We start from the raw sequence: 13,048 nt of genomic DNA, 5'->3' as shown, positions 1-13,048 counted from the left end.
CCAAAATCACTTGGCGTTGCCTCAGCGCATCGGTGGCGCAGGGGGAGGCACGGTCCAGGCTCAGTGTCGCCCGTGTCCTCCCTGGCCAGCCAGCAGCCTGGCTCCGGGTAACGGCGGCCCTGTACTCGTTGGCCGCCTCTTTGGCCCCGCAACCGGCCGCCGATCAGTAGTCATGCACCTATCTGGCCGAAGAGGAGACATACCGGTGCGTTGCTCAGCACGCCAGCCGCTCGAGGGTGACAACCCGCTACCACTCTCCTCGCGACAAGGCATGCCTCACCCCTACCGGCAGCTGGGCGGACGTGCGGCCCCCCACGCCGGTCTGCCCGCATCACGGCTGCTCCGGTGAGCGCCGCCCGCGCACGCCTCCTGGCCCGGGTGGCCGGAGGACTCATGGCGCGGGAAGCAATCGGCCGCCACCGGCCCCGGACCGCCCCCGACCCAGGGGCGCCGATTCTCACGTCTGAGCAACGGCGCGCTGTGGCACTGAGGGAAGCCTTCGAGCGCTTAGGCCCCCTCTATACCAAGGTGGGCCAGATGCTCTCCACCCGCCCGGACCTCGTTTCCGCGACGGTCATCAGCGAACTGGAAAAGCTTCACGACCAGGCCCTCGTCCTTCCATTCAGCGATATGGAGACCGTGCTCGAGGAAGAATTCGGGCGTTCCTGGCGCAACCGTTTCTCCTTCATCGACACACAGAACCCACTCGGGACAGCATCGCTGGCGCAGACGTACCGAGCCGGCCTCACTACGGGTGAAACGGTGGTCGTGAAAATACAACGCCCTGGCATCCAGGCGGTCATGGACGACGACATGCGCATGATGCGCAGATCCGCACGCATAATCGCCAAAGGCGCTCCACGTTTCGACGCCACCATTGGAATCGAAACCATGCTCTCCGTGATCTTCGACGCCATGCGCCCTGAACTGGACTTTCAAGTCGAGGCCCATAACATGGATGCCGCCCGACCTATGGCCAGCACTTTCGATCGCCTGTCCGTTCCCTACGCCGTGGACGCTACCCGACGAGTACTGATCCAGACACCTGCCCCGGGCAAGAGCATTCGTGACGTGGACCTGGATGACTTCAAGGACACTGACCGCATCGCCATCGGCCAGGACCTGCTGGCATTCATGTACCGTGGTTATTTTGTCGAGAACTTCTTTCATGCCGACCCTCATCCAGGCAATATCTTCATCGACCCTGACGAGGGTGCCACGATTATCGATTGGGGGATGGTCGGACGCGTTGATCGCGGTATGAGCATGTCCCTCGCGCTCATCCTCATCTGCATCGCCGAAAACGACGGCCTTGGAGCTGCGAAAGCCTGGATAGAGATGGGAAACCCCACCGCATGGGCCAATCTCACCGGATTCGTCACAGACATTTCGATACTCGTGCCGAAGATCGCTAAGGCCACCCTAGGGGAACTGAACTTCGGCACCATCTTGACCGAGGCCTTGAAGTCGAGTACGAAACGCGGAATACAGACCAGCCCCATGGTTTCCATTCTCGGGAAGTCATTCGCCAACATTGACGGTTCCATCCGCTATCTGGCGCCCGAGATAGCTGTGACGGAAGTATTCACGCGAGAACTCAGCGGCATTCTTCGCCACTTTGCCCTAGGTGCTCTGTCAGAAGGGCAGGCCGCTCGCGCTGCTCTGGACCTCATCATCAGTGCCGGCACGGCCCCCACGGACAGCCGGCAAATCCTTAGAGATCTGGCCAACCAGAAACTGGGCATCCATATCACCGCGCTGCACCAACGATCCAGGATTCCCGGCGCGCGTTCCGACGAGTCACCTCGTCTGCTCCTGCTCGCCGTAGCCGCCCTCGTCTACCACGCACTCAGAGAGCGGAGGCGCTGATGCCAGGTAACCGACCAGCCAAGAGGTGCCTCGATCCGGGTCTCAAAGGGCAGGCAGCCGCCCGCCCAAGGATATGAGCGGACCCTCCAGGAGGACATCATGAGCAGTTTGACGGATTCAGCCGATCTTCCTTCCGGCCAGGCCATAACGGTCGTCGGAATGAGCGGGGGGTCGAACACCGAAGCCTTCTGGCGCCTAGGGGTCCGAAGGTCAAGATGGGATAACTGACACACCTCGTGATCGTTCCTGGTTACGGGAGATGGGCCCTCCGAGCCGCCGAAGCCCGGCCCGCTTGCCCACCATCCGCGGTGGCTTCCTCGAAGGGATCGATCTCTTCGATCCGGGCTTCTTTGATCTATACGCCGAGCGAGGCGCGCAGGATCGATCCGCAGCAGCGGTTGCTGCACCAGTAGTAGCCGGGGCGGGAGATCTCAAGGGCCCGGCATATCCGCTGAACGCCGAACGTTTCGGCGTGGTCGGAGACGAAGTCCCCGCGGCGGGCCCTTACTTCACCCCCTCGCAAAACAGGCAGCTGCTCGGCGCAGTATCTCCCGCTCGAGGTGCCATTCCTTCTCTGCCTTCAACCGCCGGGCACTTTCTTCCCGCAGCCCGGGCCAGCTTCGCCTGGACTCGCTCCGGCTCGCGGCCGGGCGCCGTGCCGGCCTCGGCGTCACGCACCCACATGCGCAGCGTCTCGGGATTGACATACAGATCGGCGGCCACGTCCCTGAACGTTCGCCGGCCGGTCGCAGTCCGCCACAACACCACCGCCGTCGGGCCGGAACTCCGCGTTGTACTTCGAGGGCCTTGCCATGCAGGTCTACACTTTCCTGGTTCATCAAGATCCATTGCTAGGTGTATCCACATCGCAGGATCACTTCGCTGCTGTTCACCCCGCTCCGGCGTCGCCGAGTGGGCCTACTCGGGGTGAGCGGGGAGAAATCCTGGCCATGCCCGGGGGGATCCATGGCCATAAAATGCGCGGTAAGTAGCCGCCTGCAAGGAGCTTGCCACGGCCGCCGTCACTGCACGACAATAGGTCGAATTGAGCCACGGTCATGACCTTGCCTCAGCCGTACAGGCTGGTGAGGGCAGGGGCAAAGAGTTCGGGCACCACCTGGGGAAATTCTTGCCATCGTGGCTCGTGCGCCTGTACATGCCTCCTGCTACGGCAGGAGGCATGTAGGGCGGCTCCATCTCGAATGTGATCTCCTGGCGAACTACAGAAACATCGGCACCCGTTCGGTCATCGATATGCATTCACCCTTCGAGCACGACCTTGTTCTTCTAGTTGCGCGAGAACAGGTCTGGAATACAGGGAGCCCTGCGGAGGAGGCCCGGTGAAGGTCAATGAGTTTTCAGGGCGAGAGATTGCCGTGCTGGGAATGAGCGGGCGTTTCCCGGGTGCCGGGAGCGTGGGGGAACTGTGGGGCTTACTGATGGAGGGCCGTGACGGCATCAGTACCGCTCCGCCCGAACGGGGCTGGATGCACGACCTGTACGACCCGGTTCCCGGCGCTCCCGGAAAGCTGCCGACTGTGCGTGGCGGGTTCCTTGCCGGACTTGACCGGTTCGACCCCGGGTTCTTCGACATCTCCCCGCGCGAGGCGCGCCGCATCGATCCGCAGCAGCGTCTGCTACTGGAGACGTCCACAGAGGCGGCGCAGGATGCGCAAATACCCGTGGCCGAGCTCAGCCGGGCCCGTACGGGGGTGTTCGTCGGCGCCTTCAGCGGTGACTACTGGCTCCGCCAGATCGGGGACCTGGAGGGGCTGGATCTCTTGGCGCTGCAGGGAGGAACCCACAGCGCGCTGCACGGGCGCATCGCCTATGCCCTGGACCTGCGAGGACCCTCCCTGACGATAGACACGGCGTGCTCATCGTCGCTGGTGGCGATCCACACCGCCTGTCAGTCGCTGCGGCTGGGCGAGTGCGACTACGCCCTGGCCGGCGGGTCCCATCTGCTGCTCGCACCGTACAATTCCGTCGCGCTTGCCCGGGCCGGGGCGCTGGGGCCCGATGGCCGTAGCAAGTTCGCGGATGCGTCAGCCAATGGATACGTACAATCCGAGGCAGTGGGTGTGGTGTTGCTCAAGCCGCTGGCCCGCGCGCTGGCCGACGGGGACCGCGTGCGCGCGGTCATTCTGGGCGGTGCAGTGGGCGGCAGCGGCTTCACCGGACAGGGCATGATCGCACCCACCGTGAGCAGCCAGGAGACCATTCTGCGGCTGGCCTGTCGTGCTGCGGGCGTCGACCCCCGGGGGATCAGTCTCGTTGAGGCACACGGCCCGGGAACGCCCGCGGGCGATCCGGTGGAACTGGAGGCGCTGGCACGGGTGCTGGGTCCGCGCCCGGATACCGAGCCATGCCTGGTGGGCTCGGTGAAGACGGCCATCGGGCACTGCGAAGGAGCCGCGGGGGTAGCCGGGTTCATCAAAGCGGTGCTGTGCCTGGAGCACCGCCTGATGCCCGGCAACACCCAGCTGCGACGCCTCCACCCGAAGATCGACTGGGACACTGCTCCTCTGCACCTGCCCCGCAGTGTCACCCCTTTGCCGACCGGCCGGCGCACACCACTGGCCGGCGTCACCTCGTTCGGGGCCTCCGGTGTCGGCGCGCATCTGGTGCTGTCGGCAGCTCCCGACAGCGCCGCCGCCGCGGCGCCGCGCCCCCCGGGCGCTCTGCTTCTGCCCGTATCGGCCCGCTCCGAAGACGCTCTGCGCGCCCTGGCCGCGGGCTACAGTCGCCTGCTGGCCGACATCCCGGCCGCCTCGGCCGCCGATGTCTGCGCGGCAGCCGCCACCGGCCGCGATCACTACGAGCACCGGCTCGCCGTGACCGCTGCTACGCCCGAGCGGTTGGCGGCCTCACTCCGGGCCCACCTGGCAACCGAGGAGTCTGCCGGTGTCTTCACATCGGACGGCGGGGTGTGGTCGGCGCCCCGAGTCGTCTTCGTCTTCCCCGGCCAGGGCTCGCAGTGGGCCGGAATGGGCCACACCCTTCTCGACCGAAACGCAGCCTTCACCGAAACGCTGGAACAGTGCGACGCGGTCATCCGCCGGCACGCGGGCTGGTCGCTGCGCGCGGCACTCGAGCAAGGGGACGAGGAGTGGCTGGGCCGAACCTCCAGCATCCAGCCGGCCCTGTGGGCCATAGGGGTGTCGCTGGCGTCGCTGTGGCAGTCCTGGGGCATCTCGCCGGACGCGGTGGTGGGACACAGCCAGGGCGAGATCGCCGCCGCCCATGTGGCCGGGGCACTCACCCTGGAGGAAGCCGGCCGCATCAGCTGTCTGCGCGCCCGGCTCATCGAAGAGCTGGCTCAGCCAGGTGCGCTGTGCTGGCTGCAACTTCCGGCCGGGGAAGCGGCCGAGCTGGTAGCCGAACTCGGCGTCGATGCCCAGACAGCGGTCGAGGAGAGCGCCACCTCCAGCGTCCTGGCCGGCACCCCGCAGGCCATCGACGTCCTCGTGGAAGCGTGCGAACAGCGCAACATCTCCTGCATGCCCGTGCCGGTCGATTACGCGGCGCACAGCCCCAGTGTCGACCCCGTCCGCCGCCCCCTCCAGCAGCAGCTCGCCGACCTACGGCCCCGCGCGACGGCCGTCCCCTTCCTGTCCACCGTGACCGGTACCCAACTGCCCGGAACCGCACTGGACGCCTCGTACTGGTGGCGCAATCTGCGCGAACCAGTCCTGCTGAAGTCCACCATCAGCACGCAGCTGCGGGACCAACAGCGCACGGTCTTCCTGCAGATCTCGGCCCACCCCGTGCTCAGCGCCGCACTGCGCGGGGACAACGCACTGCCGCTGGCGTCGCTGCGCCGCGACCAGGACGAGATGACCACGCTCTACAGTGCCCTCGCGGCCCTCTACACGGCCGGAGTGAACCCGGACTGGAAACAGGTGGTCGGCCCGCCGCCCGCGCGGGTGCCCCTGCCGCTGTATCCGTGGCAGCGCTCACGGTACTGGCACCAGTCCGAAGACTTTTCCTGGCCTGCCATCGAAACCGACCCCCCGGAGGTTACGGTGACCGATCCTGCCGCCCCACCCGTAATCCCGCACACTCCCCCGAGTCCGGCGACCGAGGAAGAACCGGCACACGACACCGTGCTGTCGCTGAGCCGCACGGTGGACACGGACGAATACACCATGCTTCTGGGCCATCGGGTGGCGGGACGGCCCGTGGTACCCGGCGCCTTCTTCCTCGAACTGGCACTGGCGGCAGCGAAGAAGGCTGGGTGTCCCACCGACCTGTGTGACATCACTTTTCAGGAGGTACTGCTCCTGGACGACGATGCGAGGGGGAGTCTCTCGCTGCGGGTTCAGGAAGTCGCACCGGGCTCATCCCGTCTGACGATCGACAGCCGCGCGGAACCAGCCGCGGCATGGAAGACGCACGTCTCACTGCGCCTGCCATCCGATCCGGCCGCGGCGCCCTCCACGCGGGTTGATCTCGACAGTCTCCTCCAGAGGTGCCCCGCCTGGCAGGCAGGAGAGCACTTCTACCGCGACCGGCTGGCTGAGGGCAACGACTGGCGCGGGCCGTTCCGCTGCATGGCCGAGATCCACCGCGGCCGCGACGAAGCTCTCGTGCGCCTGCGCCCCGTAAATGATGAGTTCCATCTCATCCACCCGGGCGCCCTGGACGGCTGTCTGCAGGCAGCCTTCGCCTCACTGACCCATGAGAACTCCCCACAGCGCGGGTTTCTCCTGGCTTCAGTGGATCGTCTGAGCCTGTACCAGGAGCCCGATGTCCGGGGGTTGTGGGTGCACGCCGTCCGCAACGACGCGTCGGCAGTGGGCCAGCTCTGCGTCGACCTCACCGTCTTCGACGAACACGGCACCCTCATCGCTGAGATCAGCGGAGTACGGGGAAAGACCCTCGCCGCCGACTCCCCTCAGACCTCGGCCCCGCCCGCGAGCAGTCCCTGGCTCCAAGTACGCTGGGAAACCGTACCGTTCGCGCCGGCCACAGCAAACGGGACCGGCAACTGGCTGCTCATCGGCGGCACCCCCCCGCTCGACCGCGCACTGCACACCTCACTTGTCCGGCGCGGAAACACCGTCCAGTCCGTACAAGCTGGTAGCTATCAGGTGGTCGCCCCCGGTCGCTACCGGGCCGACCTCACCTCGCCGCAAGACCTGGCGAAGGTCATGCGTGAGGCATCGCGAGGCGCACCGCTGACCGGCATCGTGCACCTTGGCGCACTGGGCGGGGCCACCGCAGCGGATGCGTCGCCACGCGAAGTGCAGTGGGTGACCACGGACCTGTGTGCGGGACTGCTGTCCGTGGCCCGTGCGGTGGCGAGCGCGGAACTGCCGCAGCCGCCGCGGCTGTTCGTTCTCACACGTGGCGCCCAGGCCGCTGTCGACGCCGACGCGGTGCCGGCGCCGTGGCAGGCAGCCCTGTGGCCCCTGGCCCAGACGATCTCCCTAGAAATGGGTCAGTGCCCCACCGTCCTCGTCGACCTCGACTCCAACGAGCCGGAGGATGAAGCCGACCCGCTCGGGCCCCTCCTCCGGGCAGCCGGCGCCGAGGACCGCATGGCGCTGCGCGGCACGAACGTCTACGCTCCCCGCCTTACCGCCGCGGCCCGGCAGCCCTCGCTGCCCTCGCTGCCCTCGCAGGACGTAACTCTGTGCACCTCCGGCGGTATCGACGGCATCACGCTTGAACCGCTGACCGCCCGCCCGCGCCCAGGTGCCGGTGAGGTCGGCATCGCAGTCACCCACACCGCGCTGAACTACCGTGATGTCCTGCAGACGGTGGGGATGCTCGCGGGCCACCAACAGGTGCTGACCGCCTGCGAATGCGCCGGGACCGTGGTGGACATCGGCGAGGGGGTGGAAGGGCTGCAACCGGGCGACGAGGTTATGTCCTACATGTATTCGCCGCCCGCCTCCTACGCCGTCGTCTCCGCAGCCTGCGTCGTCAAACGGCCGCAAGGGCTGACGCCCGCCGAGGCCGCCGCTGTGCCCGTCGTCTATGGCTCCGCCTACCAGGGGCTGATCGAAACCGCTCGACTCCAACCCGGCCAGCGGGTCCTCATCCACTCGGCGAGCGGCGGCCTGGGTATGGCCGCTCTGGAGATCGCCCGGTGGCGCGGCGCCGTCGTCTATGCGACCGCCGGGACGGAAGCCAAACGGGACTTGCTGCTCAAGCTGGGCGCTGCGAAAGTTGCCGATTCCCGCTCGACCGACTTCGCGCATGAGCTGCGTGATCCCGACGGGCGCGGTGTCGACGTCATTTTGAACACCCTGGCGGGCCCGGATGCCATGCAGGCCAACTTCGAGTTGCTCTCGCCCTTCGGCCACTACGTGGAGGCCGCCTGCACCGAGGCGCACAGCGGTCACATCCCCGCCCGTCTGCTCCTGCCCAAGCGTTCCTACCACGTGATGGACCTGGCCGCCGTACACGAACACGATCCGAACATCCTCGGCAACACGCTGCGTCATGTCGGGAGCCTGCTCACCCGTCAGGAATGGTCTCCGCCCCGGGTGACGGTCTTCGAGGCGGAAAAGGCCGGTGACGCCATGCGGCTGATGGCTCGCGCCGCACACACCGGCAAACTCGTCCTGCGGTTTCCTGACCTGTCCAGCCGCTGTGCAACGGTGCGTCCCGACGTCACCTACCTCGTCGTGGGGGGCCTCAGCGGGATCGGCGCCCTCTTCGCCCAGTGGCTTGCCGCCCAGGGCGCGACCCATCTTCTCATCACCGGCCGCAGCGACATCTCCAGCACCGATCCCACCGACCCACGCGCCCGCCTGCTGCGCTCGCTCAGCGACCGCCCGGAGCTGTCGGTGCAGTACGCGGCCGTCGATGTGGCCGACGAGCCGGCGATGAAGCGCGTCCTTCGCGAACGAGCCCAGCAGGGCCTGCCTGCGGTGGCGGGTGTCGTCCATAGTGCGCTCACCCTCGATCCCCGGCCCCTGGTCGACCTGAGCGACGAAAACCTCGACCGGACGCTGCGGCCTAAAGTCGCCGGTGGCTGGGTACTGCACCGCCTCTTCGCCGACGAGGGCCTGGACTTCTTCGTCCTGTTCTCCTCCGCCCTCTCCCTCCTCAGCGGCCTGCGCATCGGCAGCCAGGTGGGTGCCTACGCGGCAGCCAACGGCTTTCTCGACGCCCTGGCCGTGCACCGTCGTGCCGCGGGTCTGCCCGCCACTGTCGTCAACTGGGGCTATTGGTCCGAGACAGGCATGGCTCACCGTCTCAGCGAAAAGAACGGCCGTTCCGTACGGCCGGACGGCATCGGCGCGCTCCACCCCGCCCAGGCCCCCGACCTCTTCTCCGCCGTGCTCGCTGCCGATGCCGACTTGTGCTGTCTGCCGGCCGACTGGCCCGCCTACATCGAAGCGGCACCGCAAGACGCCGCTGCTCCCATCCTCAGCACGCTTCTCGGCCGTCACGCCACAGCCTCGCTTCACGCCCCCGGCGAGCGGACACGGCCCGACACGACAGACCGCCACCCCCCGCAGCCTGAGCTCGAGCCCGCGCCCCGCCCCGCCGCGATCACGCCCGCCCCGCCGACACCACCCGACAGTGCGCCGACACCACCGGCCCAGCCGCTGCCCAGCCAGAACAACGGATCCTCTGCTGACCCGAGGCCACAGCCCGTCCCGGCGCACACCGCTTCCGTCCTGGAACAGTGGCTGATCCAGCAGGTCGCCCGAGTCCTAGACATGTCGGCCGGGGACGTTGACCCCTCACGGCCGGTGAATCGGCTCGGCATCGACTCGTTGCTGGCCGCGGAGATCACCACCCGCCTGCGCACGGCACACGGCCACGACATCACCGTGCCCCGCGTCCTGAAAGCCCCCAGCCTGCACGCCCTGGCAACCGAACTCGCGGCCGAACCCCGGACCCAGACGTGAGCGGCGTCGAGAGGCAGCTGCTCCGGCCCCGGTCAGTACTCCTCACCGGGGCCACCGGGAACCTGGGCAGCCACCTGTGCGCCATGCTCCTGGAGCACACCTCCGCCACCGTGCACTGCCTGGTCCGCGCACCCGGCACCGCGCAGGCACTCCACCGGCTGCGTCAGCGCCTCGACGATCTCGATCCGGCACCCCGACACCCCGAACCCCGGCTGACCGCCGTCCCGGGCGACCTGAACACCCCTCGATTTGGCCTCAGCCCCCAGGCGTTCGACGCGCTCGCCGAGAGCGTCGATGCCATCGTGCACTGCGCTGCCTCGGTCAACCTCGCCGCCGACTACCAGCAACTGGCGGGAACCAATCACGAGTCCCTGACGCAAATCGTCGCTCTGGCTCGTCGCCGGGCAGCCCTGACATCGCACCCAGCCGCCATCCACCACATCTCCACCGTGGCGGTCTACCTGACAGCCCGGCCGGCCGGGCTGGACGTTGTCGACGAGAGCACTCCCGTCTCCCACGCCACCTGCGGCCCTCACGGTTATCCGCGCAGCAAGGCCGACGCCGAAGCAAGGCTCCGCCAAGCCGCCCTCCAGCACGGGCTGCCCCTGGCCATCTACCGGCCAGGCGTCATCACCGGTCACTCTCTGACCGGCCGGATCACCACGACCGACCCTCTGGTGCCGCTCCTCAAAGCCGGTGTCGCCCTAGGAGTGTTCCCACCGGGAAACATCCAGCTGCCCGGCGACCGGGTCGATCTCGTCGCCCGCTCCATCGCCGCACTCCTGGACCAGCCATCAGAACCAGGCCGCGCCTACCACCTGATCTCCCCCGCCCCGCTACGCCTCGCCGACGTCACCGCGGCGCTGCGCCGAGCCGGGCATCCCATCCAGGAGGTACCTGCCACCCAGTGGTGGCAGCACGTCGAACGACACATCGACAACCCAGACGTACGTCCCATCGCGGCCCTACGCGCCATCAGCAGCCCCTTCTTGGGGAGAGCTGACGAACGGATGCCGAACATCAGCTGCGAAGCCACCTGGACCGCCCTGCGCATGCGCGGCGTACACCCCACCCCCTGGACCGCCGCATTCTTCGGCCACCTCGTCGACCACCTGCTACCCCGCACACGCCCTGCGGCCCCCCGCAGCCTGCACCGGATCCGCCCCCGCACCCCCGACCCGGCCCCCCAGCCCTTGCCTCCAGCCGTGCGCATCAGTGGTCTGGCCACACCCGTCACCTTCGAACACGACGGGCACTACCCCGACTTCGCTCAGGCAGCCGCCGCCTGCCAAGCCGCTGGCTACGGAGGTTTCTGGGCGGCCGAACAACGGCACAACCCCCTGCTCGCGCTCGCGCAGGCCGTACCCCACACCTCGCTGCCCCTGGGCACCGCCGCAGTGGTGGCCCTCGCACGCAACCCGATGACCCTGGCCCACGCCGCACATGACCTGCACATGCACAGCCGGGGTCGTCTCACCTTGGGCATCGGATCTCAGGTCAAAGCCAACCTCACCTATCGCTACGCCATGCCCGCCAACGATCGCCTCGCCCGCATGCGGGACTTCATCCAAGCCCTGCGCGCCATCTGGGCCAGTTGGAACAACCGCAGCCCACTAGCCTTTCGCAGCAGGCATTACACCCATATCTTCAGCAACCCGTTCTTCACCCCTCCCCCCTCCCCCTGGGGACCGCCGAAGCTTTTTCTCGCCGCCACCGGCCCGCGCATGGCTGAACTCGCCGGAGAGCTGGCCGACGGACTCATCGCACCGCCCTACGCGCCACCACGCCTCCTCTCCGAGGTACTGCTGCCCGCCCTCGACCGGGGACTGGCACGTTCAGATCGCACCGACGACGACATCAGCGTCGTGTGTCCGCCACTGATCATCACCGGCCGTACCGCCCAGCAACGGGCCGCGCTGGAAACCCGCACACGCATGACGCTCGCCCTGTTCTGCGGCACCCGGGCCTACCGGCATGTCTTCGAGCTCTACGACCTGGGAGGCCTCGCGGACAAGGTGTCACAGCTCATGCAGAGCGACAGCCCCGACGGCCAACGCCATGCGGCCGACCTGCTCGACGACGCCGCAATCAGGACTTTCGCTGCCGTTGCTGACCAGCCCCACCAGACCGGTGAAATCCTGCGGCGCCGATACGGCGGCCTGGCCGACCAACTGCTGCTGCCTGCCCCCCATGGCCCGGAAAAGGACCTGTGGCAACCGAATACCCTCGGCCTCGCTGCGGCCGATCCCACGTTGCCCCCCCCCGCATCGGTCGGGTCTGTACGGTCTCCGGTGTAATTGATGATCAAGGAAGAGACATCAAGTGACTGACACCGTGACCGAGCCCGTGGCTGCCGACGACCAGGTGGAGCCGTCGTTGGAGACCCCGGCGGTCGAGCAGAGGCTCATCGACCAGCTCGTCGAGCAGGCCCAGAGCAAGGGGCTGCAGCTGACCGGCGAGGGCGGGCTGCTGCAGCAGTTGACGAAGACGGTTCTCGAGTCCGCCCTGGAAGGCGAGATCACCGACCATCTCGGCTATGACAAGCACGATCCGGCGGCCAAGGACGGCGGCAACAGCCGTAACGGCACCCGTTCCAAGACCGTGCTGACCGACATCGTCCCGGTCGAGATCGACGTTACCCGCGACCGCGAGGGGTCCTTTGAGCCGGCCATCGTCAAGAAGCGGCAGCGCTGGCTGACCGGCGTGGACGAGATGGTGCTCTCGCTGTCCGCGAAGGGCCTCACTCGCGGGGAGATCTCCGCGCACCTGGCCGACGTATACGGCACCAACGTGTCCAAGACGACCATCACCACAATCACCGACAGGGTGATGGATGGCATGGCGGAATGGCAGAACAGGCCGCTCGACCGCGTCTACCCCATCGTCTTCATTGACGTTGTCAACGTGAAGATTCGCGATAGCCAAGTAGCGAACAGGTCGATCTACGTGGCTCTGGCGGTCACTGCCGAAGGGCACCGGGGCATCCTCGGACTGTGGACCGGCGACGGCGGTGAGGGCGCGAAACACTGGCTGCGTGTGCTGTCGGAGCTGAAGAATTGGGGCGTTGAAGACGTCCTCATGCTGGTCTGCGACGGGTTGAAGGGGCTGCCCGACGCGGTCGGCGAAGTGCGGCCCCGTACCGTTGTGCAAACGTGTGTAGTTCACTTTTTGCGGGCGTCGTTCCGATACGCGGCCCGCCAGGGCTGGGACAAGATCGCGAAGGCGCTGAAGCCCGTCTATACCGCGCCGGCCCGGCGTGCGACCGCTCCATCAAGCACCCACACCCACCGCCGACAGTGCGGGGG

General features: G+C 67.4%; 3 protein-coding genes and 1 pseudogene. All 4 read left to right on the top strand.

The window, feature by feature from the left end:
• Positions 1–537: 537 nt before the first annotated feature.
• Positions 538–1,869: an AarF/ABC1/UbiB kinase family protein gene (locus tag J7E86_RS15485; RefSeq protein ID WP_215082255.1), complete on the top strand. Its 1,332-nt coding sequence runs from the start codon at positions 538–540 to the stop codon at positions 1,867–1,869.
• 1,340 nt (positions 1,870–3,209) lie between these two features.
• A complete protein-coding gene (locus J7E86_RS15480) occupies positions 3,210–9,743 on the top strand; it encodes a type I polyketide synthase (RefSeq protein ID WP_215082254.1) in 6,534 nt (2,177 codons plus the stop codon).
• The gene (locus J7E86_RS15475; protein ID WP_215082253.1) at positions 9,740–12,040 is read left to right on the top strand and encodes a TIGR03617 family F420-dependent LLM class oxidoreductase; all 2,301 of its coding nucleotides are present in this window, start codon (positions 9,740–9,742) and stop codon (positions 12,038–12,040) included. Before J7E86_RS15480 ends, J7E86_RS15475 begins: the two co-directional genes overlap by 4 nt.
• Before the next feature lie 49 nt (positions 12,041–12,089).
• Positions 12,090–13,004: pseudogene (locus J7E86_RS15470) on the top strand (IS256 family transposase); the annotation flags it as partial.
• Positions 13,005–13,048 lie beyond the last annotated feature (44 nt).

The sequence above is a fragment of the Streptomyces sp. ISL-11 genome (genome assembly GCF_018614525.1).
GTDB lineage: Bacteria > Actinomycetota > Actinomycetes > Streptomycetales > Streptomycetaceae > Streptomyces.
This window is presented reverse-complemented; position numbering and strand designations above follow the sequence as displayed.

Coding starts and splice junctions, on each gene's coding strand:
- J7E86_RS15485 (WP_215082255.1), top strand. CDS start 538: ATGCTCTCCACCCGCCCGGACCTCGTTTCCGCGACGGTCATCAGCGAA.